This window comes from Actinacidiphila glaucinigra (assembly GCF_900188405.1).
Lineage (GTDB): Bacteria > Actinomycetota > Actinomycetes > Streptomycetales > Streptomycetaceae > Actinacidiphila > Actinacidiphila glaucinigra.
In genome coordinates, this window is the sequence record NZ_FZOF01000001.1 from 132,147 (window position 1) to 157,239 (window position 25,093).

General features: G+C 73.0%; 26 protein-coding genes. 7 read left to right on the plus strand and 19 right to left on the minus strand.

Features of this window, described 5'->3' with window-relative positions; genetic code table 11:
- Nucleotides 1-183: 183 nt before the first annotated feature.
- The 3 genes from CHF15_RS00645 to CHF15_RS00655 form a co-directional block, all read right to left on the minus strand.
- A complete protein-coding gene (locus CHF15_RS00645) occupies nt 184-1,536 on the minus strand; it encodes a cryptochrome/photolyase family protein (protein WP_089221588.1) in 1,353 nt (450 codons plus the stop codon).
- Nucleotides 1,537-2,113: 577 nt separating this feature from the next.
- A complete protein-coding gene (locus CHF15_RS00650; RefSeq protein WP_089221589.1) occupies nt 2,114-2,896 on the minus strand; it encodes an anti-sigma factor in 783 nt (260 codons plus the stop codon).
- Nucleotides 2,893-3,477, minus strand: coding sequence for a sigma-70 family RNA polymerase sigma factor (locus CHF15_RS00655; protein ID WP_089222145.1), 585 nt, complete (start codon nt 3,475-3,477; stop codon nt 2,893-2,895). The genes CHF15_RS00650 and CHF15_RS00655 overlap by 4 nt, the downstream gene beginning before the upstream one ends.
- A gap of 99 nt (nt 3,478-3,576) precedes the next feature.
- Here CHF15_RS00655 and CHF15_RS00660 point away from each other — a divergent pair, with 99 nt between their 5' ends.
- The gene (locus CHF15_RS00660; protein ID WP_089221590.1) at nt 3,577-4,452 is read left to right on the plus strand and encodes an NAD(P)-dependent oxidoreductase; all 876 of its coding nucleotides are present in this window, start codon (nt 3,577-3,579) and stop codon (nt 4,450-4,452) included.
- Here CHF15_RS00660 and CHF15_RS00665 read toward each other — a convergent pair whose 3' ends face one another.
- From CHF15_RS00665 to CHF15_RS00675, 3 genes are all read right to left on the minus strand, one after another.
- Nucleotides 4,453-5,214, minus strand: coding sequence for a bestrophin-like domain (locus CHF15_RS00665; RefSeq protein WP_089221591.1), 762 nt, complete (start codon nt 5,212-5,214; stop codon nt 4,453-4,455).
- 3 nt (nt 5,215-5,217) lie between these two features.
- Nucleotides 5,218-5,880: a hypothetical protein gene (locus CHF15_RS44665; RefSeq protein WP_089221592.1), complete on the minus strand. Its 663-nt coding sequence runs from the start codon at nt 5,878-5,880 to the stop codon at nt 5,218-5,220.
- A gap of 72 nt (nt 5,881-5,952) precedes the next feature.
- Nucleotides 5,953-6,555, minus strand: a complete 603-nt coding sequence (locus CHF15_RS00675; protein ID WP_089221593.1) for a TetR/AcrR family transcriptional regulator — start codon at nt 6,553-6,555, stop codon at nt 5,953-5,955.
- Nucleotides 6,556-6,617: 62 nt separating this feature from the next.
- Here CHF15_RS00675 and CHF15_RS00680 point away from each other — a divergent pair, with 62 nt between their 5' ends.
- On the plus strand, nt 6,618-7,574 hold the full coding sequence (locus tag CHF15_RS00680) for a beta-ketoacyl-ACP synthase 3 (RefSeq protein WP_089221594.1): 957 nt from the start codon (nt 6,618-6,620) through the stop codon (nt 7,572-7,574).
- Nucleotides 7,575-7,641: 67 nt separating this feature from the next.
- On the opposite strand, the gene fabF is transcribed toward CHF15_RS00680, so the two are convergent.
- The 9 genes from fabF to CHF15_RS00725 form a co-directional block, all read right to left on the minus strand.
- Nucleotides 7,642-8,901: a beta-ketoacyl-ACP synthase II gene (fabF, locus tag CHF15_RS00685; RefSeq protein ID WP_089221595.1), complete on the minus strand. Its 1,260-nt coding sequence runs from the start codon at nt 8,899-8,901 to the stop codon at nt 7,642-7,644.
- Nucleotides 8,902-8,965: 64 nt separating this feature from the next.
- Nucleotides 8,966-9,211: an acyl carrier protein gene (locus CHF15_RS00690; protein ID WP_018556746.1), complete on the minus strand. Its 246-nt coding sequence runs from the start codon at nt 9,209-9,211 to the stop codon at nt 8,966-8,968.
- Nucleotides 9,212-9,284: 73 nt separating this feature from the next.
- Nucleotides 9,285-10,316 (minus strand): ketoacyl-ACP synthase III, encoded by a 1,032-nt coding sequence (locus tag CHF15_RS00695; protein ID WP_089221596.1) that lies wholly within the window; start codon nt 10,314-10,316, stop codon nt 9,285-9,287.
- A gap of 14 nt (nt 10,317-10,330) precedes the next feature.
- The gene (locus CHF15_RS00700) at nt 10,331-11,266 is read right to left on the minus strand and encodes an ACP S-malonyltransferase (RefSeq protein WP_089221597.1); all 936 of its coding nucleotides are present in this window, start codon (nt 11,264-11,266) and stop codon (nt 10,331-10,333) included.
- Nucleotides 11,267-11,367: 101 nt separating this feature from the next.
- On the minus strand, nt 11,368-12,567 hold the full coding sequence (locus CHF15_RS00705; RefSeq protein ID WP_089221598.1) for a PucR family transcriptional regulator: 1,200 nt from the start codon (nt 12,565-12,567) through the stop codon (nt 11,368-11,370).
- A 66-nt stretch (nt 12,568-12,633) separates the two neighbouring features.
- Nucleotides 12,634-13,449, minus strand: coding sequence for an ABC transporter permease (locus CHF15_RS00710; RefSeq protein WP_089221599.1), 816 nt, complete (start codon nt 13,447-13,449; stop codon nt 12,634-12,636).
- Nucleotides 13,450-13,460: 11 nt separating this feature from the next.
- A complete protein-coding gene (locus tag CHF15_RS00715) occupies nt 13,461-14,360 on the minus strand; it encodes an ABC transporter permease (protein WP_089221600.1) in 900 nt (299 codons plus the stop codon).
- A 7-nt stretch (nt 14,361-14,367) separates the two neighbouring features.
- Nucleotides 14,368-15,567: an ABC transporter substrate-binding protein gene (locus tag CHF15_RS00720; protein ID WP_089221601.1), complete on the minus strand. Its 1,200-nt coding sequence runs from the start codon at nt 15,565-15,567 to the stop codon at nt 14,368-14,370.
- On the minus strand, nt 15,558-16,637 hold the full coding sequence (locus CHF15_RS00725; protein ID WP_089221602.1) for an ABC transporter ATP-binding protein: 1,080 nt from the start codon (nt 16,635-16,637) through the stop codon (nt 15,558-15,560). Before CHF15_RS00725 ends, CHF15_RS00720 begins: the two co-directional genes overlap by 10 nt.
- Before the next feature lie 107 nt (nt 16,638-16,744).
- On the opposite strand from CHF15_RS00725, the gene CHF15_RS00730 reads away from it, so the two are divergent.
- The gene (locus CHF15_RS00730; RefSeq protein WP_089221603.1) at nt 16,745-17,491 is read left to right on the plus strand and encodes a FadR/GntR family transcriptional regulator; all 747 of its coding nucleotides are present in this window, start codon (nt 16,745-16,747) and stop codon (nt 17,489-17,491) included.
- A 46-nt stretch (nt 17,492-17,537) separates the two neighbouring features.
- A complete protein-coding gene (locus tag CHF15_RS00735) occupies nt 17,538-18,260 on the plus strand; it encodes a cache domain-containing protein (RefSeq protein ID WP_089221604.1) in 723 nt (240 codons plus the stop codon).
- Here CHF15_RS00735 and CHF15_RS00740 read toward each other — a convergent pair.
- Nucleotides 18,232-19,050, minus strand: a complete 819-nt coding sequence (locus tag CHF15_RS00740) for a serine hydrolase domain-containing protein (RefSeq protein WP_089221605.1) — start codon at nt 19,048-19,050, stop codon at nt 18,232-18,234. The two genes, CHF15_RS00735 and CHF15_RS00740, sit on opposite strands and share 29 nt — an antisense overlap.
- Nucleotides 19,051-19,111: 61 nt before the next feature.
- Here CHF15_RS00740 and CHF15_RS00745 point away from each other — a divergent pair, with 61 nt between their 5' ends.
- Together CHF15_RS00745 and CHF15_RS00750 are read left to right on the plus strand one after the other, a co-directional pair.
- On the plus strand, nt 19,112-19,573 hold the full coding sequence (locus tag CHF15_RS00745; protein ID WP_089221606.1) for a MerR family transcriptional regulator: 462 nt from the start codon (nt 19,112-19,114) through the stop codon (nt 19,571-19,573).
- Nucleotides 19,574-19,578: 5 nt separating this feature from the next.
- The gene (locus tag CHF15_RS00750) at nt 19,579-20,598 is read left to right on the plus strand and encodes an aldo/keto reductase (protein ID WP_089221607.1); all 1,020 of its coding nucleotides are present in this window, start codon (nt 19,579-19,581) and stop codon (nt 20,596-20,598) included.
- Here CHF15_RS00750 and CHF15_RS00755 read toward each other — a convergent pair.
- From CHF15_RS00755 to CHF15_RS00765, 3 genes are read right to left on the minus strand one after another with little or no spacing between them, the layout of a single operon-like run.
- Nucleotides 20,559-21,347 carry a DUF4429 domain-containing protein gene (locus CHF15_RS00755; protein WP_089221608.1) on the minus strand — a complete coding sequence of 263 codons (789 nt, stop codon included), beginning with the start codon at nt 21,345-21,347 and terminating at the stop codon, nt 20,559-20,561. The two genes, CHF15_RS00750 and CHF15_RS00755, sit on opposite strands and share 40 nt — an antisense overlap.
- Nucleotides 21,348-21,401: 54 nt before the next feature.
- Nucleotides 21,402-22,598 (minus strand): alpha/beta hydrolase, encoded by a 1,197-nt coding sequence (locus tag CHF15_RS00760; protein WP_089221609.1) that lies wholly within the window; start codon nt 22,596-22,598, stop codon nt 21,402-21,404.
- Between the two features lie 53 nt (nt 22,599-22,651).
- Nucleotides 22,652-23,335: a TetR/AcrR family transcriptional regulator gene (locus CHF15_RS00765; protein ID WP_089221610.1), complete on the minus strand. Its 684-nt coding sequence runs from the start codon at nt 23,333-23,335 to the stop codon at nt 22,652-22,654.
- Between the two features lie 106 nt (nt 23,336-23,441).
- Between CHF15_RS00765 and CHF15_RS00770 the strand changes: the two genes are divergently transcribed.
- Complete coding sequence (locus tag CHF15_RS00770; protein ID WP_089221611.1) at nt 23,442-25,043, plus strand: MFS transporter; 1,602 nt, start codon at nt 23,442-23,444, stop codon at nt 25,041-25,043.
- Nucleotides 25,044-25,093 lie beyond the last annotated feature (50 nt).

Here is a 25,093-nt window from a genome sequence, read left to right on the forward strand (position 1 = left end):
GGGATCTCTCCGGCAGGCCTCGCACAGGACGCCGGGGCCGACCGCCGGCATCGAGGCGGGCGATGGGGGTGGCTCCCGGCGGGCGGCACTGCCCGCGTGCCGGGAGCCGTGTCCGTCTCGGGGCGGGTGGCCCGGGGCCCGGCGCGGCCGGGCCGCCGCCGCGGCTCTAGACCCGCGGGGCGGCTACTTGCCGCGGGCACCGCGGAAGCGGGCGAGGGCCTCGTCGAGGTCGACGAGCGGGGCGGGGTAGTCCAGGGCCCCCCTCTCGGCCTCGGGAAGGCGCCAGGGGCGGTGCACGGCGCCGCCCCGCACCCCGGCCAGCTCGGGCACCCAGCGGCGTACGTAGGCGCCGTCCGGGTCGAAACGGCGGGCCTGCACCAGGGGGTTGAGCACCCGGTTCGGGCGCGTGTCGGTGCCGGTGCCGGCCACCCACTGCCAGTTCAGCTGGTTGTTGGCGACGTCGCCGTCCACCAGCAGCTCCAGGAAGTGCGCCGCGCCGATCCGCCAGTCCACGTACAGCGTCTTCGTCAGGAAGCTCGCGGCCAGCAGCCGCGCACGGTTGTGCATCCAGCCCTCGTGCCGCAACTGCCGCATCGCCGCGTCGATCACCGGGTATCCGGTACGGCCCGCGCGCCACGCGTCCGCCTCGGGGCCTTCGCCGTGCCAGCGGTCGCCGCGCGGCCGCAGGTCCCGGGAGGCGGCGTCGGGGCGGGCGGCGAGCACCTGGTGGTGGAACTCGCGCCACGCCAACTGCCGTACGAACGCGTCCGCGCCGGGCCCGCCGGCGTCGCGGGCGCTCCGCACCAGCTCGGTGGCCGACAGACACCCGAAGTGCAGGTGGGGCGAGAGGCGCGAGGTGGCGTCGCCCGCCAGGTCGTCGTGGCGCTCCTCGTACGCGGCGAGCCCCGACGCCCGCCAGGCGCGCCAGCGTTCGCGGGCCCGGGTCTCCCCGCCCGCGGGCAGCCCGGGCGACGTGCCCTTCGGGGCCCTGGGCAGCGGCCGGGACGCCACACCGTCCGGGACACGGACCACGCGCGGCGCGCCCAGCGGGTCGCGCAGGTCCGCGCGCTCCCAGCGCCGGAAGTACGGGGTGAACACCCCGAAGCTCTCCTTGCCCGCCGGGGTCACCGCACCGGGCGGCACCGCGGTCAGCACGGCGTCGTGCACCCGCAGTTCGCGCCCCGCCCCGGCCAGCGCCTCCCGAAGCCGCTCCTCGCGCCGCGCGGCGTAGCGGCTCACCCCGGCGGCGATGTGCACCTGCCCGGCACCGGTCTCCTCCGCGACCCGGCACGTCTCGCGCGCCACGTCCCCGCGGCGCAGCACCAGCCGCCCGCCGCGCTCGCGCAGCCCCGCGTCCAGGTCGGCGAGGCAGTCCGCGAGGAACGCGGCACGGTTCGGAGCGGCGAAGCCCGCGGCCTCGATGGCCTCGTCGAGCACGAACAGGGGGACGACCTGCTCCGCGGAGTCGAGGGCGGCCCGCAGGACGGGGTTGTCGTGCAGCCGCAGATCGGCGGTGAACAGGCAGATCGACGTCATCGTCACGTCCGGTGCACTCCTCCTGGCCGGTATGCGCGCCCGGCGAGCCTATGGCGCCGCCCGCCGACGCGGCGTGAGGCGCCCCGCGAGCGCCGGACGTCACCCGGGGAGCCACGCTTTCCCGTGGGCCCCGGCTCTCCTGGGGCTCCGGGCCTTCGGCCGGTCCGGGGTGTACCCCGGGCGGTCGGGGACGGCTGTGCCGCCCGTGGCGGGGGCTTTCCCGGTCCTCAGCCGGTGCCTCATCGCGGTGTTGCCACGGAGCGGCCGGCGACGCGGTGTGCTGTTCCCTCAGGTGTTCTCGCCGGGTTTCCGGGTTTCCGGGTTTCCTCAGGGACGGAATCCACCAGGGCCCCTGGGTGGCCGTGCCGTCCCCCACGGGGGCCCCGTAGCGCCCTGCGTTGGGCCGGGGCGGCCGGTGTGCGGCGGCAGCGGGCGCCCCCGCGAGGGGGCTCCCACGCTTCGGCAGGCGAGGCCGCACGCGTCGCGGCCCGCCCCTTCCGGGAGCGGCCCTCGGCCGGGCGGCCGGCCGCCGCGCACCGCACCGGACGGGGGCGGTCCGGTGCGGTGCGCGGCGCGGCTACGCCGGGAACTCCATCAGGGCCAGCGGGTCGGACGTGGGCCGGGCGGAGCCGCCGGGGGGTTCGACGGTGATGCCCATGCCGGAGGCGCCGTCGACGGCGCCCTGGAGGAGCACGGCCTGGGTGGCGTCGCGGCCGGCGGGCTTCGGCATGAGGCCCGCGGAGCGCATCGCGCCGCCGTCGGCGTACCAGAGCTGGTAGACCCGGTTCCCGCTCAGCGCGGGCATGCCGTGGGCGAAGAAGACCGCGCGGTCCTGACTGCGGGAGACGACGACCGTGCCGCTGGCGCCGCCCGCGAGCTTCGCGGAGGTCGTGACGGCGTCGGGGGCGGCCAGGACCCGGGAGATCTGCTCCGCCTGGGCCTGGGTCTGCCGGTTCTCCTGGCGCAGGTCGCCGAGCTGTTGCTGCTGCCAGACCGCCACCCCGCCCAGTGCCGCGGCTGCGGCGAGGCAGGCTGCCAGGGCGAAGCGGGCACGGCGCCGAGCGGGCTGCGGGGCGCGGCGCCGCGCCGCGCGTGTGGCGGCGCGCGGCGGCTCGGGCACCGACGGCGGCTCCTGCCGCACGTTGGCGATGAGCCGCATGACGTCGTCCTTCATGCGGGGCGGGACGGGCTCGGCCGCCGCGAGCCCGAGGCGGGCGGCGGTCGCGCCCAGCTCGCGCACCTCCAGCGCGCAGGCCTCGCACTCCGCGAGATGACGTTCGAACTCCGCGCGCTCGTGCCGGGCCAGCGCGTCGACGGCGTAGGCGCCGGTGAGGGTGTGCAGTTCGGCCTCGGTGCTCACGCGGTCACCCCCAGGCAGTCGCGCAGCCGGATCAGGCCGTCCCGGAGCCGGGTCTTGACGGTGCCCAGCGGCAGCGACAGCAGTTCGGCGACCTCCCGGTAGGTCAGCCCCCGGTAGTAGGCGAGCGTCACCGACTGGTGCTGCACCTCGGTCAGGGTGCGCATGCAGCGCCGCACCTGTTCGGCCTCCAGCCGGGCCTCGACCTGTTCGGTGACCTCGTCGTAGGCGGGGGTGCGCTCCAGCAGCGCCGCCTTCTGCTCGCGGTCCGCCGCCGCGCTGGCGGACCGCACGCGGTCCACGGCCCTTCGGTGGGCCAGGGTCATCACCCAGGTCATCGCGCTGCCCTTCTCCGGCCGGAAGCGGGCGGCGGTGCGCCACACCTCCACCAGCACCTCCTGTGTCACCTCCTCCGACTGGGCGGGGTCCCTGAGCACTCCGCGCACCAGCCCGAGCACCGGTCCGCTCACGGCGTCGTACAGCCGGGCGAAGGCCTCCTGGTCGCCGCGCGCGACGGCGAGCAGCAGCTCCGAGAGGTCCGGGCCCTGCCGTGCGGGCCTGCCGAACCGCAGCGGTTCCCTCACCACACCTCCAGCGTTCGATTCCGTGTGTCGCGGACAAGTCTCGCGTCCGGCATTCGGCGCCGCGAGCGTTTCGGATTGGTCCGTCGTACCGTGGCAGTCATGTCCGACACCACCTCAGCAGCAGTTCTCGGCACCGGCATCATGGGTGCCGCGATGGCCCGCAACCTCGTCAAGGCCGGCCTCGACGTCCGTGTGTGGAACCGTACGAAGGAGAAGGCCGAGCCGCTCGGCAAGGACGGCGCACGCGTCGCCGGCACCCCCGCGGAGGCGGTGGACGGCGCCGACGTGGTGCTGACCATCCTGCACGACGCGGACTCCGCCCTCGCGACCATGCGGCAGGCGGCGCCGGCGCTGCGGAAGGGCGCGGTGTGGGCGCAGTGCACCACCGCGGGCGTGGGCGCCCTCGGGGCGTTCGCGCAGTTCGCGCGCGAGCACGGCGTCGTCTTCCTGGACTCGCCCGTGCTGGGCACCCGGCAGCCCGCCGAGAACGGGCAGCTCCTGGTGCTGGCCGCCGGGCCGCAGGAGGCCCGGCAGGCGGTGGCGCCGGCCTTCGACGCGATCGGCAGCCGCACCGTGTGGGTGGGGGAGGACGCGGCCGAAGGCACGGCCAGCCGCCTGAAGCTGGTGATCAACAGCTGGGTGCTCACCGTCACCCACGGCACCGCCGAGGCCCTCGCGCTCGCGAAGGGCCTCGGCGTGGACGCCGCGGACTTCCTCCAGGCCGTCTCCGGCGGCGCCCTCGACATGGGCTACCTGCAGGCGAAGGCGGCGTCGATCCTGGCGGGCGACTTCACTCCCAGCTTCGCCGTGCACACCGCGGAGAAGGACGCCCGGCTGATCGTGGAGGCGGGGGAGTCCGTCGGGGTGCGGCTCGACGTGGCCGCGGCCGGTGCCGAGCGCTTCCGCCGTGCCGCCGAACTCGGCCACGGGGAGGAGGACATGGCGGCCTCGTACTTCGCGAGCTTCGAGAAGTGATCATCCGATGTGCGGGAAGAGGCTGGTGAAGGACGCCGCCGCCTCGGCGGCGTCCCGGCCGAACGGGGCGTCCAGGTCCCAGATGAGGAAGAGCAGGAAGGCGATCAGGGCGCTGTAGAGCCCGGCGAGGACCAGCTCGCGCCGGGAGCGCCGGATCTGCAGGCTGAAGATCAGTCCCACCGCGACGAGGGCGCCGGCGATCAGGCCGAACCACACCACCCCCGGCATGGTCGGTCCGGCGTTCTCGCCGCGTCCGGTGCGCGCGTCGTCGGCGGCCGCGACCTGGTCGACGATCGGCTGGTACGCCTGGTTGGCCAGCGGGGTGCGCGGTTCGAAGTCGGTGACGTCGCGGCGCACCTTGTCGAGGAGTTCCGAGCCGCGCTGCGTGTTCTCCCCGTGCTTGAGCATGTAGGGGATCTCCGTGTGCGCGACGTACGAGACGTACGAGTCCACATCGGCGCGCACCTGGTCGCGGACGGCCGCCGGATAGACCTGGACGCGCTGCCGTACCTCGTGCAGTGCCTGGGTCTCGCGATGGACGGTGTCCTCGGCGCCGCCGCGGGCCTCCCACACGCCGGCGATGGCGAGGCCGAGGACGATGGCGTACACCACGCCGATCATCATCGTCATGTACTCGATGACGTCGGGGGTCTCCGAGGGGTCGTCGTCATCGCCGATGCGGCGTTGGTTGATGAGCACGATGGTCAGCACCACGGCGCAGGCCGCGGCCATCGCGATGCCCAGGACGAGCCAGTCCGACATCGATCACCTCCGTGAGCGGGCTTGGGAGCGGGGCTTGAGCGCCGCGGCGGACAGGACCGCCGGGGCGGTGACGAGCAGCATGAGGTGGACGATGCTCGGCCCCTCGGGCGGGGGCGGCGCGCTCGCCTTGCGGTAGGCGACCGGCGGGAGTTCCGCGCGGTGTGTCGGGGTGGGCGTGGGCGTGGGCGTGGGCGTGGGTGTCGGCGTCGGCGTGGGGGTCGGGGTCGGCGTGGGTGTGGGCGCGGGAGCCGGTGCGCGGCGCACGGGGCGGGCGGGGGTGGGGCGCGGCGCCGGTCCGCAGGGGTGCCGCCAGGACACCGAACCCCGTGAACCACCGCTGTCCGTACGGGCGTTCACCGTCGACTCGTACGCGGGGCAGTGCCGCCGCCGGACGGTCGCGGACGAGCCGCCCTTGCCCGTGCGCGCGTCCACGGTGTCCCCGCCGTGGGTGACCCGGGCCCGTGTCTCCCCCTCGCGGGTCTCCACCCGGACGGCGCCGCCGCCGGTCTCGACACGTACGGTGCCGTCGGGCAGGAACCGGACCACGGGCGGGCCCGGTGGCCCCGGTGGATCGTGCGCGTACGCCGTCCCCCCGGCCGCCCACGGGCCCAGCACCGTCAGCGCCGCGGCCGCCGTGAGGCCGGCCCCCCTCAGCCAGATGCTCATGGACGAGATCCTGCGCGGTGCCGCGCGCGCCCATCCGGAGGACCGGGCCAATCCCCCCGAAGGGCTGATTCGTCAGCTCAGGACGCGCCGCAGCGCACGCCGGGCGCGGTCGGGGGCGGATGCGTCACCGAAGAGCTGGACGGCGTGGTTGAGGGAGAAGTAGATCCCGTTCAGCTCGAAGACGAGCTGTTCCGGGTCGGTGCCGGCGGGCAGTTCGCCGTGCTCGACCGCGGCCCGGATGTCGCGGGTCAGCCGGCGCCGCCAGACGGTGTAGAGCCGGGCGACCGCCTCGCGTACCGGCCCCTCGCGGCCGTCGAACTCCACGGCGGAGGCGGTGAACAGGCAGCCGCCGGGGAAGGCCTCGCGTTCCCGGTCCAGATAGGTCACCCAGGCCTCGCAGATCGCGGTCAGCCGGGCGAGGCCGGGAGCGGCCCCCGCGGCGGGCACCCACACGGCGCGCGTGAAGATCTCCGAGGCCCGCCGCAGGGCGGCGATCTGCAGGGCCTCCTTGGTACCGAAGTGCCCCAGCAGCCCGGACTTGCTGATCCCGAGGTCGGCCGCGAGCCGGCCGATCGTGAGGCCCTCCAGGCCCTCCACGGAGGCGACCGCGACGCTGCGTTCGATGATCCGCTCGCGGGTGTGGCGCGCCTCGGCGGCGGACTTGCGTGGGCTCATGCGGCCATCGTAGCCATCCCTCTCCCTTTAGAGTCCGACCGATCGGTCGCTATAGTGCCGCCATGACTGCATCCCGCATCGCCGCCCTGGGTCACCACCAGCCGCAACGTGTCCTCACCAACGACGATCTGGCCGCCATGGTCGACACCAGCGACGCCTGGATCCGGCAGCGCACCGGCATCGCGACCCGGCACATCGCCGCCGAGGACGAGACGGTCGCCGACATGGCGAGCGCCGCCGCCGGCAAGGCGCTCGCCGCGGCGGGCCTCGATCCCTCCGACGTCGACCTGGTCGTCGTGGCCACCTCCAGCGCCGTCGACCGCTGCCCCAGCACCGCCGCCCAGGTCGCGGCCAGGCTCGGCATGACGGCGCCCGCCTCCTACGACCTCAACAACGCCTGCGCGGGCTTCACCACCGCGCTCGCCGCCGCCGACCACTCGGTACGGGCCGGCGCCGCCCGGCACGCCCTGGTCATCGGCGCCGAGAAGATGTCCGACCTCACCGACTGGAGCGACCGCAGCACCTGCGTGCTGCTGGGCGACGGGGCCGGCGCGGCCGTCGTCAGCGCCGCCGATACCGCCCCGGGGACGCTCCCCGGCATCGGCCCGGTCGTCTGGGGCTCGGACCCCACCCGCGCCGACGCCGTACGGCTGGCCGGCGCCTGGCAGCCCCGCTTCGCCCAGGACGGCCAGGCGGTCTTCCGCTGGGCCACCACGACCCTCGCCCCGATCGCCGAGGAGGCCTGCAGGCGCGCCGGTGTCGCCGTCGGCGACCTCGGCGGCATCGTGACGCATCAGGCCAACCTGCGGATCATCGAGGGCGTCGTACGCCGGCTGGGCGCCCCGCAGGCGGTGGTGGCCCATGACGTCGTCGACTCCGGGAACACCTCCGCGGCCTCCGTGCCGCTGGCCTTCTCCAAGCTCGTGGAGCGCGGCGAGCTCACCCCGGGCGCTCCCGTACTGCTGCTCGGCTTCGGCGGCGGGCTGTCCTGGGCCGGGCAGGTCGTCGGCTGCCCCTGATCCGGGAACGGCGGAGGGCCGGCCGGCCGCGCGAGCGGCTGACCGGCCCTCAGGGGTGCCGTACGGCTCAGGCCTTGAAGGCCATGACCACGTTGTGGCCGCCGAAGCCGAAGGAGTTGTTGACGGCCACGATCGGGCCCTCGGGCAGCTTCCGCGCCTCGGTGGAGACCAGACCGGGGTCGATCTCGTCGTCCAGCTCGACGATGTTGATCGTCGGCGGGGCGATCCGGTGGTGCAGGGCGAGGACGGTGGCGACCGTCTCGATGCCGCCGGCGCCGCCCAGCAGGTGACCGGTCATCGACTTGGTGGCCGAGATGGCCACGTGGTCGAGGTGGTCGCCGAGCACCTTGCGGAGCGCCTTGACCTCGGCGACGTCACCCTGCGGGGTGGACGTCGCGTGCGCGTTCAGGTGCGCGATCTGCGCCAGGTCCAGGCCGGTCGCGGCGATCAGCTGCTCCAGCGCGGCGGCGATGCCGCGGCCGGTGGGCTCCGGCTGCGCGATGTGGTGGGCGTCGGACGACAGGCCCTGGCCCAGCACCTCGGCGTAGACCCGGGCACCGCGCTTGGCGGCGTGCTCGGCCGACTCCAGGATCACGACGCCCGCGCCCTCACCGAGGACGAAGCCGTCACGGCCCTTGTCGTACGGGCGGGAGGCGCCCTCGGGGTCGTCGTTGTTCTTCGACATCGCCATCATGTTGGCGAAGGCCGCGATCGGCAGCGGGTGGATGGCCGCCTCGGTGCCGCCGGCGACGACCACGTCGGCACGGCCGGAGCGGATCATCTCGTACGCGTAGCCGACGGCCTCGGCGCCGGAGGCGCAGGCGCTGACCGGGGTGTGCACACCGGCGCGGGCGTTGACCTCCAGGCCGACGTTGGCGGAGGGGCTGTTGGGCATCAGCATCGGCACGGTGTGCGGGGACACCTTGCGCGGGCCGGAGTTCTTGAGGTTGTCGTACTGGTCGAGCAGTGTGGTGACGCCGCCGATTCCGGAGGCGATGACCGTGCCCAGGCGGTCGGGGTCGACCGAGCTGTCCTCGCCGGCCTTGGCGGTGAAGCCCGCGTCGGCCCAGGCCTCACGGGTGGCGATCAGCGCGAACTGCGCCGAGCGGTCCAGCTTGCGGGCGAGCGGTCGGGGCAGGACCTCCAGCGGCTCGACGGCGATCTGCGCGGCGATGCGCACCGTCAGCTCGGTGGCCCAGTCCTGCTTCAGGGGGGTGACGCCGGAACGCCCGGCGATCAGCCCTTCCCAGGTCGACGCGCTGTCCCCGCCCAGCGGAGTGGTTGCGCCGATACCGGTGACGACCACGGTGTGATTGGTCGGGCTCACAGGGATTGTCTCTCCACGTCTAGAAGGGCGGGCGACAGACACGTCGTCCAGGGGTGGTTCAGGCTCAGGCCTGAGCCTTGAGGATGTAGTCGACGGCGTCGCCGACGGTCTTCAGCTGCTTGACGTCGTCGTCCGGGATCTTGACCTCGAAGCGCTCCTCGGCGGCGACGACGACCTCGACCATGGACAGCGAGTCGACGTCCAGGTCGTCGGTGAAGGACTTGTCCAGCTGGACGTCCTCGGTCGGGATGCCGGCGATCTCGTTCACGATCTCCGCGAGACCCTCGACGATCTCTTCCTGGGTGGCCATGGCGGCGCTCTCCTTCTTCGTGCTGGTTACTACGGGCTGCGGCGGGCGGGAGTGCGCGCCGCGTAGGTGTTGCCTAGGGGAGGGTAACGACAGTCGCGGCGTAGACGAGCCCTGCCCCGAAACCGATGATCAGTGCCGTGTCGCCGCTCTTGGCCTGTCCGGTGGCGAGCAGACGCTCCATCGCGAGCGGGATCGACGCGGCGGAGGTGTTGCCCGTGGTCTCGATGTCGCGGGCGACCGCGACGTGCTCCGGCAGCTTGAGCGCCTTGATCATCGAGTCGATGATGCGCATGTTGGCCTGGTGCGGGATGAAGACGTCCAGGTCGTCCGCGGTGATCCCGGCGGCGTCCAGCGCCTCCTGGGCCACCTTGGCCATCTCGAACACCGCCCAGCGGAAGACGGTCTGGCCCTCCTGGGTGATCGCGGGGAACTTCAGCTCCCCGTCCTCGCCCACCGGCAGCTGCGAGACGTCGCCCACGCGGAAGCGGTCCCACGCCACGGTTTGGGTGATGGTGTTGGACTTGTCGCCCTCGGAGCCCCAGACGGTGGGGCCGATCTCGGGCTCGTCGGCCGGGCCGATGATGACCGCGCCGGCGCCGTCGCCGAAGAGGAAGGCCGTGGCACGGTCCGTCTTGTCCGTCAGGTCGCTCAGCCGCTCGACGCCGATCACCAGGACGTGCTTCGCGCTGCCCTCGGTGACCATGCCCTTGGCGAGGGTCACCGCGTACGTGAAGCCCGCGCAGCCCGCCGAGATGTCGAAGGCGGCCGGCTTGCCGGCGCCGATCCGGTGGGCGATCTCGGTCGCGACGGCCGGGGTCTGCTTGAAGTGGGAGACGGTGGCGACGATGACGCCCCCGATGTCCTCGGCCGAGATCCCCGCGTCGGCGATGGCCTTGCCCGCCGCGGTGACCGACATCTCGGCGACCGTCTCGTCCGGGCCGGCCCAGTGCCGGGTGGCGATGCCGGACCGGGAGCGGATCCACTCGTCGCTGGAGTCGATGTTCTCCAGGATCACCTCGTTGGGCACCACACGGGTCGGCCGGTAGCCGCCGACGCCCATGATGCGCGCGTACGGGGACCCCTTGCTGGGCCTGATCTTCGCCATGTCTGCGGGGACTCCTATTCCTGGGTGCCGTGCTCGGCCACGATCGCGCGGGCGGCCTCGAGGTCGTCCGGGGTCTTCAGCGCCAGGGTCGCGACGCCGGGCAGCGCGCGCTTGGCCAGGCCCACCAGGGTGCCACCCGGCACCAGCTCGATGATCGCGGTGACGCCGAGCTCCTTGAAGGTCTCCATGCACAGGTCCCAGCGGACCGGGTTGGAGACCTGCGACACCAGGCGGGAGACGATCTCGGCGCCGGAGGCGACGACCGTGCCGTCGGTGTTGGACACGTACGGCAGCGCGGGGTCGGAGACCGCCAGCGTCTGCGCCAGCTCGTCGAGGACGGCCATGGCCGGGGTCATGTGGTGGGTGTGGAACGCGCCCGCCACCTTCAGCGGGATGACCCGCGCCTTCTCCGGCTTGTCCGAGGTCAGCTCGGCGAGCTGCTTCATCGTGCCGGCCGCCACGATCTGGCCGGCGCCGTTGATGTTCGCCGGGGTGAGGCCGAGGTTCTCCAGGTGGGCGACGACGACGTCCGGGTCGCCGCCGAGCACGGCCGACATGCCGGTCTCGGCGACGGCCGCGGCCTGGGCCATCGCGGTGCTGCGGGTGCGGACGAAGCTCATCGCCGCCTCGGCGCTCAGCACGCCGCCGACGGCCGCCGCCGTGATCTCGCCGACGCTGTGACCGGCCACGGCGCCCAGCGCGGAACGCGCGGCGGCCGGGTCGCCGAACAGCTGCTCCGCCGCGAGCAGACCGGCCGCGACCAGCAGGGGCTGGGCGACGGCGGTGTCACGGATCTCCTCGGCCTCGGCCTTGGTGCCGAAGTGGGCGAGGTCGAGCCCGGCGGTCGAGGACAGACCGGCGAGACGGTCGGCGACACCGGGTAGTTCGAGCCAAGGATTCAGGAAGCCGGGGGCCTGGGCGCCCTGGCCGGGAGCGACGAGTACGAGCACGCTTTCAACTCTCTCTTGAGCGAGGTGATCCCCGCCCGTGGGGACAGGGACCAAGAACCGACGGGCGATTTGTTGGTGTCCCACAAAAGCCCTCAGTGTATCTACGGTGTGTGCCCCGACTCGGAGAGTCGGCCCAGGATGAGCGCGATACGTAGGGTGAATGCGGAGCGCACGTCCGAGGGTGACCAGCCGGTGACGTCCGTCACACGTCGCAGCCGGTAGCGAACGGTGTTGGGGTGAACGAACAACATCCGGGCGGCCCCTTCCAGTGACGAGGCCTGTTCGAGGTAGACGGACAGAGTCTCAAGCAGTGCCGAACCAGCTTCCTCCAACGGCCTGTAGATCTCCTCCACCAGCTGATCGCGGGCGTGTCGGTCGCCCGCCATCGCGCGCTCCGGGAGCAGGTCGTCGGCGAGCACCGGGCGCGGCGCGTCGGGCCAGGCCGCGCAGGCCCGCAGGCCCGCGGCGGCGGCCTGCGCGGACTTCGACGCCGCCAGCAGGTCGCCCACCAGGGGCCCGGCCACCACCGGCCCGGCCGCGAACGGACCGATCAGCGCCTTGGCCACCCGCAGTGGGTCCCCGTCGCCGCCCGCGACCACGATCAGCCGGTCGCCCAGCACTCCGGTGAGCACCTGCAGCTTGGCGTGCCGTGCCGCCCGCCGGATCGCCTCGACGGTGAGCTCGCTGTCGCCGTTGGGCGCCGTGCCGAGCACCACCGCGATCTTGTCGGGGGAGCTCCAGCCGAGCGCCGCCGCCCGCGACAGCACGCCCTCGTCCGCCTCCCCGGACAGCACCGCGTTGACCACCAGGGACTCCAGCCGGGCGTCCCAGGCGCCGCGCGCCTCGGCGGCCTGCGCGTACACCTGGGCCGTCGCGAAGGCGATCTCCCGCGCGTACACCAGCAGCGCCTCGCGCAGCACCGACTCGTCGCCGGGGGCCGCGACCTCGTCGATCGCCGACTCCATGACCTCGATGGTGGTGCGCACCATCTCCACCGTCTGGCGCAGCGAGATCGCCCTGGTCAGTTCCCGCGGGGCGGTGCCGAAGACGTCGGTGCTGATGGCCTGCGGGGTCTCCGGGTGGCGGAACCACTCGGTGAAGGCCGCGATGCCCGCCTGCGCCACCAGCCCGATCCACGAGCGGTTCTCCGGCGGCATGGCCCGGTACCAGGGCAGTTGCGCGTCCATCCGCGCGATCGCGGCCGCCGCCAGGCGTCCCGAGGACTTCTCCAGCCTCTTCAGCGTGGCGGTGTGGGAGTGGTCGCGGGCGGGGTCGAATGCGTTCAGCGCGGGTTCTGGCACGGGTACAAGCCTGCCTTATCCGGGCGGATGCATGGCACGGACCCCTCATCTCCGTGCACCCGTGCTTCAGAGGCGGCCTCCCGAGGCGGAGTCGGCGGACAGCCGCTGCGCGAGGTAGACGGGGATCACCGACGCGATGATCAGCACCGCGGCCACCACGTTGACGACGGGCGCCTGCTGCGGCCTGGCCATGTTGCTGAAGATCCACACGGGGAGGGTCTGGATGCCGGGACCCGCGGTGAAGGTGGTGACGACGATCTCGTCGAAGGAGAGGGCGAAGGCGAGCAGCCCGCCCGCCAGCAGCGCCGTGCGCACCAGCGGGAAGGTGATGTCGCGGAAGACCTGGAAGGTGTTCGCCCCCAGGTCCATCGCCGCCTCCTCGTACGAGCCGGAGGTGCGCCGCAGCCGGGCCACGACGTTGTTGAAGACGACCACGACGCAGAAGGTGGCGTGCCCGACGACGACCGTGAACAGGCCCAGCCCGACGCCGAGCGGCTCCAGCACCGTGCGGAACGCGGTGTTGAGGGCGATGCCCGTGACGATGCCGGGCAGCGCGATCGGCAGCACGACGACGAAGGAGAGCGCCTCCCGCCCGAAGAAGCGGTACCGGGCGACGGCGAAGGCGATGAGGGTGCCCAGGACCAGGGAGACCGCCGTCGCGCCCAGGCCCGCCTTCACCGAGGTCCACAGCGCGGCGCGGGCGCCGGAGCTGTGCCAGGCGTCGGCCCACCAGTGCAGGGTCAGGCCCGAGGGGGGCCAGCCGAAGCCGCGGGCGGCGTTGAAGGAGTTGAGCAGGACGAGCAGCAGCGGCACGTAGATGACGGTGAAGCCCAGCGCGGCCGCGACGCGCAGGGCGATGCGGGCGGGACGGGAGAGTCGCATGGTCAGGGGCCTCACAGACTCCGGAGCGCGCCGGTGCGCCGCACGGCCAGCAGGTAGAGGACGATGACCGCGACCGGCACGGTGCCCAGCGCCGCGGCGAGCGGCAGGTCGAGGGTGATGTTGGAGTAGACGACGTTGCCGATCAGCTGGGTCTTGCCGCCGACGATCTGCACGGCGATGTAGTCGCCGAGGCTCAGCGAGAAGGTGAAGACCGAGCCGGCCGCGACCGAGGGCAGCACCATCGGCAGCACCACCGACCGGAAGGTGCGCCAGGTGCGGGCCCCGAGGTCGGCGGAGGCGTCCAGCAGGCCGGCCGGCAGCTGCTCCAGCCCGGCGTGGATCGGCAGGATCATGTAGGGCAGCCACAGGTAGGCCAGCACCATGATCGCCGCGGGCAGGCCGTAGCCGGGACCGCTCAGGCCGAGCGGCTTCAGCGCCCAGTCCAGCGGCCCGTCCTCGGAGAGCATGATCCGCCAGGCGTACGCCTTGACCAGGTAGCTCGCCCACAGCGGGGTGAGCACGGCGACGACCAGCAGGTGCCGGTACCGCGGGGCGGCCACCCGGGCGGTGTAGAAGGCGATCGGGAAGGCGATGACGATGTCGATCACGGTCACCGCGACGGCGACGCCGATGCTGCGCAGCGCGACGTCCCGGTAGACGTCCGTGGTGAGGACGGTGCGGAAGGTGTCGGTGCTCCAGACCTTGACCACGTCGGAGGTGAAGGGGTCGGTCGTCCAGAACGCGGAGAGGAAGAGCGCGGCCAGCGAGCCCAGATAGGCCAGGACCAGCCAGAGCAGCGGGGCGGACAGCAGCAGCGACAGCCGCAGCCGCGGGCGGCGGTGCAGGGAACCTGCCAGCCGCCGCCCGAGGATGCCGCCCGCCGCGGTGGACGTGGTGGACGTGGTGGTCACGGACGGCTCAGCCCTTGATCTCGGTCCAGGCCTGGACCCACTTGGCGTAGGGCACGCAACGGACGTCGGTGCGGCCGTCCAGGCACTGCGGGATCGGGGTGTTCCAGAAGTGGACCTGCTTCCAGTAGGGCTCGTCGGCCGCGTGGAAGACGGTGCAATGGTTCTTGTCCGAGGTCAGGGCGCAGGACTTCTCGTTCGCCGGGGCCTCGCCGAACCACTCGGCGACCTGGGCGTTCACCTTCGGCGAGACGATCCAGTCCAGCCACTTGTAGGCGCAGTTGGGGTGCTGGGCCTTGGCCGAGACCATCCAGGTGTCGGACCAGCCGGTGGAGCCCTCGCTCGGCAGGACCGCCTCGACCGGTGCCTTCTCGGCCTTGGCGAGGTTGGCGATGACCTGCCAGCTGGTGCCGATGACGGAGTCGCCGCTCTTGAAGGAGGAGATCTCCTTCAGGTAGTCGCTCCAGTACTCGCCGACGTTGGCGTTCTGCTCCTTCAGCAGGGCGACGGAGGCGTCGAACTGCTTCTGGTCCAGCGCGTACGGGTCCTTGATGCCCAGTTCCGGCTTGGTCTTCATCAGGTAGAGCGCGGCGTCCGCGAGGTAGATGGCGGAGTCGTACGCCGTGACGTGGCCCTTGTACGGGGAGGCCTTGTCGAAGACCGCCGACCAGGAGGTGGGGGCGGGGGAGACCTTGTCGGTGCGGTACATCAGCAGGTTGGCGCCGCGGCCGTGCGGGACGCCGTAGGCGACCCCGTTCACCGAGTTCCACTTCTGCATCTTCAGGCTGGCGAAGACGTCCTTGTAGTTGGGGACGAGGCCGGTGTTGACCGGTGCCGCGTCGCCCGAGGCGATGAGGCGCAGCGAGGCGTCGCCGGAGGCCGACACGGCGTCGTACTGGCCGGTCTTCATCAGGCTGACCATCTCGTCGGAGGTGCCCGCCACCTTGGTGTTGACCTGGCAGCCGGTCTCCTTCTCGAACGGGGTGACCCAGTCGACGGACTTGTCGTTCGAGCCGTCCTCGGCGTAGCCGGCCCAGGCGATCAGGTTGACCGCGCCCTCGGTCTCGCCCAGGGCCTTCGGCGCGCTGAGCTTGGGCGGGGTGAAGGCGCCGCCGGAGGAGCCGCCGCCCTTGCCGGGGGAGGACGACCCGCCGCAGGCGGTGGCCAGGGCGAGGACGGTACAGGCTGCGAGGGTACGGGTCAGGCGCACGTGGGCTCCGTTTCCGGGTGGGGGGACTGGACGGTGACGTTGTGCCTGCGGTGCCACTGGAGGCGCACGCGGGTTCCCCGGTAGGCGGCGACGTCGGCCGAGGAGGTCTCCTGGTTCTGCTGGAGGGCGGTCAGCCGGCCGCCCTCGTCGAGGTCGACCAAAAAGCGCGTGGTGTCGCCGAGGTAGATGACCTCGGCGACGGTGCCGGAGACGGTGCGCAGCTCGCCGTCCGGGGCGTCCCCGGGGTCCGAGGGGCCGCCGGGACCCAGCAGGCGGATCTTCTCCGGACGGACGCTGTAGGTACCGGTGCCGTCGGTGAGCAGGTTGGACGTGCCGACGAAGCCTGCGACGAAGGGCGTCGCCGGCCGCTCGTACACCTCGGCGGGGGTGCCGACCTGCTCGATCCGGCCCTGGTGGTAGACCGCGATCCGGTCGCTGAGGGTCAGCGCCTCCTCCTGGTCGTGGGTGACGAAGACGAAGGTGATGCCCACCTCCCGCTGGATCGCCTTCAGTTCGACCTGCATCTGCTCGCGCAGCTTGAGGTCGAGCGCCCCCAGCGGTTCGTCGAGCAGCAGCACCCGGGGACGGCCCACCAGGGCGCGGGCCAGCGCGACCCGCTGCCGCTGGCCGCCGGAGAGCTGCGCCGGGCGGCGCGCGCCGAATCCCTCCAGCCGGACCGAGGCCAGCGCCGCGCGGGCGCGCTCGATCCGCTCCGCCTTCGGCACCCTGCGGACCTTCAGCCCGTAGGCGACGTTCTGCTCCACCGTCATGTGCGGGAAGAGCGCGTAGTCCTGGAAGACGGTGTTGACGTCCCGCTCGAAGGGGGCGAGCCGGGTGACGTCCCGGCCGGCCAGCTCCACGGTGCCGGCGGTGGGGGCCTCGAAGCCCGCGATCATCCGCAGCACCGTGGTCTTGCCGGAACCGGAGGGGCCCAGCATCGAGAAGAACTCGCCGTCGGCGATCTCCAGGTCCACCCCGGCGACCGCGTGCACCTGGCCGAAGGACTTGCGCAGGTCCCGCAGGCGTATGGCGGGTGCGCCGGTGTCGGTTTCCTTGGCCGTTCCCTCCATCGGCGGGGGACCTTTCTCTTCGGCTGGAGCGTTGACCGGAAACCTATGAAGTTATATTTCAGAGGACAAGGCCTCGCCGGGGTAAAACTTTCGCCAAGTGAGAAGGTGTGCGGGTGAGCAAACTTTCGAATGGCGCACTGCACGCCGTCTTCGCACCGGTCGGCAACCTCGCCCGGGTCGACGCGGTCGTACGGCGTCTCGCGGACGCCATCGAACTGGGCCTGCTCGCCGACGGCGAGCAACTCCCGGGCGAGAGCGAGCTCGCCACCCGCCTCGGGGTCTCCACCGTGACCCTGCGCGAGGCGCTCATGGCCCTGCGCCAGCAGGGGCTGGTCACCACCCGCCGCGGCCGCGGCGGCGGCAGCTTCGTCACCGCCCCCGACCAGCCGCGCACCGCCCGGCTCGGCCACCGGCTGGCCGACTGGAGCACCGAGGAACTGCGCGACCTCGCCGACCACTGGGCCGGCGTCGCCGGCACCGCCGCCCGGCTGGCCGCCCACCGCACCGAGCCGGAGGACCTCGTCCCGCTGCAGCGCTCCCTGGAGGAGTTCGAGGCGGCCCGCGACCCCGCCGCCCGCGGCCGCGTCTACGGCAGGCTGCATGTGGAACTCGCCGCCGCCGCCCAGTCGGCCCGTCTCACCAAGGAGGAGATCCGTATCCAGGCGGAGATCGGAGCGCTAATCTGTCTCGCACTCGGGGAGGACGACGCCCGCGCGGCGGTCGTCGAGCTGCACCGCGCGCTGCTCCGCGCCGTGCGCGACGGCGACGCGGAGCTGGCCCGGTCCCTGGCCGAACGGCGGGTGCAGGACGCGATGGAGCGCCTGATCGGACTGCGTCTGACCGTCGCCGGCTGACCCGGGCGTCCGCACCTCCCGTCCTCCCGCACCGGAGGCAGCCGCCGTGGCCGTCAGCTCAACCGCCCTCGTCGACGAGGTCGTCGCCGACGTCGTGGACCGGGTCCGCGGCACCCTGGAGGACGTCTTCGCCGCCGTCGCCCAGGTCGCCGAGCGCACCACCGCCATCGCCGCCGTCCGTGCCGCCGGCCGGGCCCCCACCACCGCCGACCTCGCCGCCCTGCGCCCGCTGCTGCACGAGCGGCTGCGGCGCCGGCACGACCTGATCTCCGGCATCGGCTTCATCGCGGAACCCGGACTGCTCGGCGACGTACCGGCCTGGCTGGAGTGGTGGCAGAACCACGGGGAGGACGGTCTGCGGCCGCTCCTGCCCGACCTCGACCCGGGCACCTCGGCCTACTCCGACTACACCCACTGGGACTGGTTCGCCCTGCCCCGCGCCACCGGCGAGCGCGCCGTGGCCGGACCGTACGTGGACTACCTGTGCTCCGACGAGTACAGCCTCACCCTGTCGGTGCCGGTCCAGCACGGCGGGCGCTTCCTCGGCGTCGCCGCCGCCGACGTGTACCTGCGCCACTTCGAGGCCGCCGTGCTGCCCCTGCTGCGCCGGCTGCCCGCGCCGGCCGCCCTGGTCAACGCCCGCGGGCGGGTCGCGGCCTCCACCGACCCCCGGCACCTGGCCGGTTCCCTCCTGCGCAGCGTCAGCGGCCGGTCCTGCGGACCGATCCCGCTGACGCTGGTCACAGCTCTGCCAGCACCGCGTCCGTGAGCGCCGGCCACAACGGCAGGGCCCACTCGCCGAAGTCACGGTCCGTCAGGACGACGCAGGCCGCCCCGGCGTCCGGGTCGATCCACAGGAAGGTGCCGGACTGGCCGAAGTGGCCGAAGGTGCGCGGGGAGGACGAGGCGCCCGTCCAGTGCGGGGACTTGTGGTCCCGGATCTCGAAGCCCAGGCCCCAGTCGTTGGGGTTCTGGCCGCCGTAGCCGGGCAGTACGCCCTTGAGGCCGGGGAAGGCGACGGAGGTCGCCGCGGCGACGGTCTCCGGGGCCAGCAGCCGCGGTGCCTGCACCTCGACGGCGAAGCGGACCAGGTCGTCGACGGTGGAGACCGCACCGGCGCCCGCCGAGCCCGGGCAGTCGGTGGCGTGCATGCCGAGCGGCTCCAGTACCCCCTGCCGCAGGTACTCGGCGAAGGGGATCCCGGTGGCCTTGGCGATGTGGTCGGCCAGTGCGTCGAAGCCGGCGTTGGAGTAGATCCGCCGCGTGCCGGGGGCCGCCATCACCCGGTGCTCGTCGAAGGCGAGGCCGGAGGTGTGGGCCAGCAGGTGCCGTACGGTCGAGCCCTCGGGGCCGGCCGGTTCCTCGAGTTCCACCGCGCCCTCCTCGACCGCGACCAGCGCCGCGTAGGCGGACAGCGGCTTGGTCACCGAGGCCAGCCGGAAGCGCCGCCCGGTCTCGCCGTACGTCCCCAGGACCGTGCCGTCACGGCGGACGACCGCCGCCGCGGCCGTCGGGACAGGCCAGTTCTCGATCGCGCTCAGGCTGCTCAGGCTCCGCATGACCGTGAGCCTAACGAATGGCCTTGCCTGGAGTGCACTCCAGGGTTTTAGCGTGGAACCCATGACCGTGACGCAGGTGGCCAAGAGCAAGCCCGGAAGCGTGCCCGACTGCTCCGACGAGGCGCGGCAACCCCTCCCGGACGGCCGGGACCGCTACACGATCAGCGAGGTGGCGGCCTTCACCGGCCTGAGCGCGCACACGCTGCGCTGGTACGAGCGGATCGGGCTGATGCCGCACGTCGACCGCTCCCACACCGGGCAGCGCCGCTTCACCAACCGGGACCTCGACTGGCTGGCCTTCGTCGGCAAGCTGCGGCTGACCGGGATGCCGGTCGCGGACATGGTCCGCTACGCCGAGCTGGTGCGGCTGGGGGAGCACACCTTCTCCGACCGCCAGGAGCTGCTGGAGTCGACCCGGCGCGACGTGCTGCGGCGGATCGGCGAGCTGCGGGACACCCTCGCGGTCCTCGACCACAAGATCGACACCTACGCCGACGCCCGCCGGGCGTCCGAGAGGGCATGAGGCGCATGAGCGACAACAACGAGCCGATCGCCAAGGTCACGCTCGGCACGGGCGGCCCCCTGGTCGGCGTGCAGGGCCTGGGCTGCATGGGCATGAGCGAGTTCTACGGCCCCACCGACGAGGCCGCCGCCCGCGCCACCCTCGACGCGGCGCTGGACCTCGGGGTCACGCTCTTCGACACCGCCGACGTGTACGGCCTGGGCGCCAACGAGGAGTTCATCGCCCCCTTCGTGCGCGAGCACCGGGACGAGATCACCCTCGCCACCAAGTTCGGCATAGAGCGGAAGGCCGACGACCTGCGGTACCGCGGTGTGCGCAACGACCCGGAGTACATCCGCCGGGCCGTCGACGGCAGCCTGCGCCGCCTCGGCGTGGACGTCATCGACCTGTACTACATGCACCGCCGCGACCCCGCCGTGCCGCTGGCGGAGTCCGTCGGCGCGATGGCCGAGCTGGTGCGGGCCGGCAAGGTGAAGCACCTGGGCCTGTCGGAGGTGACCGGGGCCGAGCTGCGCGAGGCGCACGCCGTGCACCCGATCGCGGCCGTGCAGTCGGAGTGGTCGCTGTTCAGCCGGGACGTCGAGATCTCGCTGACCGGTGCCGCCGTCGGGCTGGGGGTGGCCCTCGTGCCGTACTCCCCGCTGGGCCGCGGCTTCCTGACCGGCTCCTTCCAGGACGCCTCCCAGCTGTCGGCGGACGACTTCCGCCAGAACCAGCCCCGCTTCTCCGGGGAGAACGCCAAGCGCAACCTCGACCTGCTGGAGCCGCTGCGCCGGGTCGCCGAGGCGCACGGCGCCACGCCCGCCCAGATCGCCCTGGCCTGGGTGCAGCAGCGGGCGCGGGCGCACGGGCTGGCCGTGGTGCCGATCCCGGGCACCCGCAGGGCCGAGCGCCTGCGGGAGAACACCGCCGCCACCCGGATCGTCCTCGACGAGGCCGAACTGGGGTGGCTGGAACCGCTCGCCGGGCAGGTCGCGGGTGACCGCTACCCGGACATGTCGTCCACGTCGGCGGCGCGCGAGTAGCCGTCCCGGTCCAGGGCGGGCCGCGTCCGCGCGGCCCGCTGGACCGCCGCCACGACCGCCGCCGCCAGCGGCAGCGACTCGTGGACGAGGCCGTAGCCCAGGCCGAACACCACGGTCGCCGGGTCGTCGTCGGGGTTGCCGGCGCGGTGGCCGTCGGCGTCGCGCGGCAGCAGCCGCAGGTGACCGCCGAGCATCTCGGGGGAGCGCCAGTCGACCCCGGACAGCTCGGCGACCGGGAAGTGCTGGTCACCCGCCTTCCACTTGGCGGTCGAGGCGCCCGTCCAGAACCAGCGGAAGGACACCGTCTCGCCGTCGAAGGACGCTTTGCCGTCGTACGCCTTGAACGACTGGGGCGCGGACGGCACCTCCACCAGGTGGCGCGGTGCGGGTTCGGCGTCCGAGCCGCCCCCGGCCGCGCCGATCGCGGACAGCAGCTCCTCGGCGTAGTACTCGGCGAGCAGCTCCCGCTCGGCGGGCAGCACCAGCCGGTAGGGGTCGGCGGCCTCCTTGAGCTGGCCCTTCGCGGCCTCCATCAGCGGATCGGCGCCCCGCCGCGGGAGCGCGCGCAGCACGACCGTGCCGCGCCGACCCGGGGCCAGCTCGACGCCCGCCAGGGCCTCGTAGGGCACACGCCGCCGCCCAAGGGTCTGCAGCAGCTTCGAGTTGCGCATCCCCCGCTCGTAACGGATGAGCACCGCGTCGGCATCGAACTCCCATACGGCGTTGGATCCGGCCAATACGTCACCCATACGGGTCATCGTAGGCCGCGCCGCCGTTTCGGGAACCGGCCGGGCACGGCCGGACTAGGCCACACCCGCCGTGCAGTCGCTGCCGTCGGCGCACCGGACGTCCGGGTAGCGGCCGAGGGCGATGCTGGTGAAGTTGGCGAGGCTGTCGGTGCCGGGGCGGAAGTAGCCCGCGTGCCCCTCGGCGGCCTCGGAGGTCACCACGCGGGCGCCGAAGGACCGGGAGACCGGGTCGGCGCCGTGGCCGAGCCCGGCGAACTCCATGTGCGGCACGTCGCCGATCCAGTCGGTGCTGTCCCGCGTGGCCCACACCCGGGCGGCCGTGCCCAGGTCGGCCGCCTTGTCCACCCGCATGCCGGGGCTGCCGAAGACGGCGATGTCGGAGACCCGCCCGGAGGGCAGGTCCGGGGCGGCGACGCCGCACAGCACCGAGCCGTAGGAGTGGCAGAACAGCGAGACGCCGCCGTGTGCCGGCAGGGACCGCACCAGTGAGGCCAGCCGGACGGCGCCCTGCTCGGCCAGTTCGCCGGTGGAGGCGTCCAGGCCGACGCCCTGCGGGGTGGTGTAGTCCGCCCAGGCGATGACGGCCGTGCGGGTGCGCGGGGCGGCGGCGTGCTCGGCCGCGTACAGCGAGCGGGCCATGCCGACGGGGGCGCGGGTCGGATCGTCCTCGCGTTCGAAGGAGAGCACGTCGGTGTCGACCCCGGGCACGACGAGCGACACCCGTTCGGCGGTGCCGAGGTCGCCGAAGACCTCGGCGGCGCGGCCGCGGCCGGTGGGGTCGAAGGCGAGGATCTGCCGTCCGCCGTCGAGCAGGGAGGCGTAGCGGTCGGCGCGTCGCGCGGCGTCCTGGCGGCCCTCGGTGGTCAGCAGGGAGCTGCGCGAGCGGGCGGCCTCCTGGGCGCGGGCCTTGACGAGCGAGCGCCGGTTGGCCTGGTAACGCAGGGAGACCGGGGCGCCGTTGAGGTTGCCGACGACGAGCGGGTAGCGGCGGGCGAGCAGTTTGGCCCCGTCCGGTCCGACCGAGGCGAAGAAGCGCGCGATGACGCCGGGGGCCGCCTGGGGGTCCGGGAGCGGACGTCCGCCGACCGTGCCGTGCCGCCACGCGGCCGTGGCCACCGCCAGCGCGTCGCCGCCCCCCTTGTGGTGGCGCAGCGCGGTCCAGCCGGTGGTCGCCAGCATCACGAAGACCACGGCCAAGGCCAGAAGGGCGCGCAGGGAGGGGGAGCTGAAGCGCTCGTCGACGAGGTTCACTGGGGGACACCCTAGGAGACGCCGGAGAGGCCCTGGGCGCGCCGTGACCCAAGTCACGTTTGGAACAAGGAGATTCCGGACACACCCTGGTGTTCGTCCCACGGTTGTGCGAGGACCGGGACCAGCATGTCCAGGTGTTCCTCGGTGATCCGGCGGATGGACTCCACGCTGGTCTCGTCGCCGTCGCCCCACAGGCGCTGGGCCACCCGGATGACCCCGCCGACGGCCGCCACGAGCACCCGCGGCCGCGGGTCGGCCGGGTCGAGGCCCTCGCGGGCGGCGATGACCGAGGCGAGCCGTCCCTCGACGAGCGCCGAATGGCGCATCTGGGCGGACAGCAGCGTGGGCGTGGACTCGATCACCCGGTACATCGCCATGTACGTGGACAGCGGTACGACGGCGGCGATGACGGCGCTGATGCTGTGCCAGGACTCGTCCAGCGCGGCGCGCAGCGCCTCGAAGGGCGGTTCGCCGGCCGGGCGCTCGGCCACCGCGGTGACGAAGGCCTCCTCGACGCTGTCCTCGAGCGCGAGCGCGACCTCCTCCTTGCCCGCGAAGTAGCGGAAGAAGGTGCGCTGCGAGACCTCGACCTCGGCGGCGATCTCGTCGACGGTCGTGCGCTCGTAGCCCTTGACGACGAACAGCTCGATCGCGGCCCGTATGAGCGCGTCGCGCGTGCGCTGCTTCTTGCGTTCGCGCAGGCCGCACACGGGCGTCGCGCGCATCGCGTGCTTCATCTGCCGTCCACCTCCAGGGGGCCCCACGATACTTCCGTGCTTCCTGACAGTTACCGACGGATGACTGCTTTGGTCAAATGTCAGGCACTGACATAATCTCTTGCCCATGACCCAAGGCTCCGTCGTCACCGACAAGGCCCCGGACTCGATACCGGCGCCTTCCAAGAAACCCCTTCGCGGCCACCCCTGGCTGACCCTGTTCTCGGTCGCCATCGGCGTCATGGTGGTGGCGCTGGACGGCACGATCGTCGCCGTCGCCAACCCGGCCATCCAGGCCGACCTGGGTGCTTCCCGTGAGCAGATCCAGTGGATCACCACCGGCTACATGCTGGCCCTGGCGGTGTCGCTGATCACCGCGGGCAAGCTCGGCGACCGCTTCGGCCACCGCCAGACCTTCCTCGTCGGCCTCGCCGGCTTCGCCGTCACCTCCGGCCTGATCGGCGTGTCCAGCGGCGTCGGCATGGTGATCGGGCTCCGTGTGCTGCAGGGCGTGTTCGGCGCGCTGCTGCAGCCGGCCGCGCTCGGCCTGCTGCGCGCCACGTTCCCGGCCGAGAAGCTCAACATGGCCATCGGCATCTGGGGCATGGTCATCGGTGCCTCCACCGCCGCCGGGCCGATCGCGGGCGGTCTGCTGGTCGAGCACGTCAACTGGGAGTCGGTCTTCTTCATCAACGTGCCCGTGGGTCTGGTCGCGCTGGTCCTGGGCCTGGTCATCCTCAAGGACGTGCGCGCCGAGAACGCGCCGCGGTCCTTCGACGTCCCCGGCATCCTGCTGCTCTCCAGCGCGATGTTCGGCCTGGTGTGGGGCCTGATCAAGGCTCCGGAGTGGGGCTGGGGCGACCCGCTGACCCTCGGCTTCCTGGCCGGCTCGGTCCTGCTGTTCGTCTTGTTCGCGTTCTGGGAGACCAAGGCCTCCGAGCCGCTGATCCCGCTGCGGATGTTCCGTTCGGTGCCGCTGTCCGCGGGCACCGCGCTGATGGTGCTCATGGCCTTCGCCTTCCTGGGCGGCCTGTTCTTCGTCACCTTCTACCTGCAGAACGTCCACGGCATGTCGGCGGTGGAGTGCGGCGTCCACCTGCTGCCGCTCACCGCGATGATGATCGTCAGCTCGCCCGTCGCCGGCGCGCTCATCACCAGGTTCGGCCCCCGGGTGCCGCTGGTCGGCGGCATGGTGTGCACGGCGGTCGCCATGTTCGGCATGACCGGTCTGGAGGCCGACTCCGGCACCGCCGTCATGTCCCTCTGGTTCGCGCTGCTGGGCCTCGGCCTGGCCCCCGTGATGGTCGGCGCCACCGACGTCATCGTCGGCAACGCGCCGCTGGAGCTGTCCGGCGTGGCCGGCGGCCTCCAGGGCTCCGCGATGCAGGTCGGCGGCAGCCTCGGCACCGCCGTGCTGGGCACGATCATGGCCTCGCGGGTCGACAGCGTGCTGCCCGAGAAGTGGGCCGGCGCCGGCCTGCCCCCGCTGAAGGGCGAGCAGGCCGCGCAGGCCGCCGACGCGGTCGTGGTCGGTGTGCCGCCGGTCGCCAAGGACACCCCGGCCGAGGTCGTCGCGCTGATCACGAAGGTCACCAACGAGACCTTCCTCTCGGGGATGGGCCTGGCCTTCACCGTCGCCGGCGTGGTGGCCGCCTTCGCGGCGGGCATCGCGTTCCTGACCAAGCGCGGCGTCAACGCGGACGCCGCCGGCGGCGGGGTGCACATCTGACACCGGACGTTTCCCTATCCGGGTGAACGAGGCCCGGGGCCCTTGGCGGC

What these genes read in the sequence shown, in the direction of transcription:
- CHF15_RS00645 (WP_089221588.1), bottom strand. Translation starts at nt 1,536, where the DNA reads ATGACGTCGATCTGCCTGTTCACCGCCGATCTGCGGCTGCACGACAAC.
- CHF15_RS00660 (WP_089221590.1), top strand. Translation starts at nt 3,577, where the DNA reads ATGTCCGACACCACCTCAGCAGCAGTTCTCGGCACCGGCATCATGGGT.
- CHF15_RS00665 (WP_089221591.1), bottom strand. Translation starts at nt 5,214, where the DNA reads ATGTCGGACTGGCTCGTCCTGGGCATCGCGATGGCCGCGGCCTGCGCC.
- CHF15_RS44665 (WP_089221592.1), bottom strand. Translation starts at nt 5,880, where the DNA reads ATGAGCATCTGGCTGAGGGGGGCCGGCCTCACGGCGGCCGCGGCGCTG.
- CHF15_RS00675 (WP_089221593.1), bottom strand. Translation starts at nt 6,555, where the DNA reads ATGAGCCCACGCAAGTCCGCCGCCGAGGCGCGCCACACCCGCGAGCGG.
- CHF15_RS00680 (WP_089221594.1), top strand. Translation starts at nt 6,618, where the DNA reads ATGACTGCATCCCGCATCGCCGCCCTGGGTCACCACCAGCCGCAACGT.
- CHF15_RS00690 (WP_018556746.1), bottom strand. Translation starts at nt 9,211, where the DNA reads ATGGCCACCCAGGAAGAGATCGTCGAGGGTCTCGCGGAGATCGTGAAC.
- CHF15_RS00695 (WP_089221596.1), bottom strand. Translation starts at nt 10,316, where the DNA reads ATGGCGAAGATCAGGCCCAGCAAGGGGTCCCCGTACGCGCGCATCATG.
- CHF15_RS00710 (WP_089221599.1), bottom strand. Translation starts at nt 13,449, where the DNA reads ATGCGACTCTCCCGTCCCGCCCGCATCGCCCTGCGCGTCGCGGCCGCG.
- CHF15_RS00725 (WP_089221602.1), bottom strand. Translation starts at nt 16,637, where the DNA reads ATGGAGGGAACGGCCAAGGAAACCGACACCGGCGCACCCGCCATACGC.
- CHF15_RS00740 (WP_089221605.1), bottom strand. Translation starts at nt 19,050, where the DNA reads ATGCGGAGCCTGAGCAGCCTGAGCGCGATCGAGAACTGGCCTGTCCCG.
- CHF15_RS00745 (WP_089221606.1), top strand. Translation starts at nt 19,112, where the DNA reads ATGACCGTGACGCAGGTGGCCAAGAGCAAGCCCGGAAGCGTGCCCGAC.
- CHF15_RS00750 (WP_089221607.1), top strand. Translation starts at nt 19,579, where the DNA reads ATGAGCGACAACAACGAGCCGATCGCCAAGGTCACGCTCGGCACGGGC.
- CHF15_RS00755 (WP_089221608.1), bottom strand. Translation starts at nt 21,347, where the DNA reads ATGGGTGACGTATTGGCCGGATCCAACGCCGTATGGGAGTTCGATGCC.
- CHF15_RS00765 (WP_089221610.1), bottom strand. Translation starts at nt 23,335, where the DNA reads ATGAAGCACGCGATGCGCGCGACGCCCGTGTGCGGCCTGCGCGAACGC.
- CHF15_RS00770 (WP_089221611.1), top strand. Translation starts at nt 23,442, where the DNA reads ATGACCCAAGGCTCCGTCGTCACCGACAAGGCCCCGGACTCGATACCG.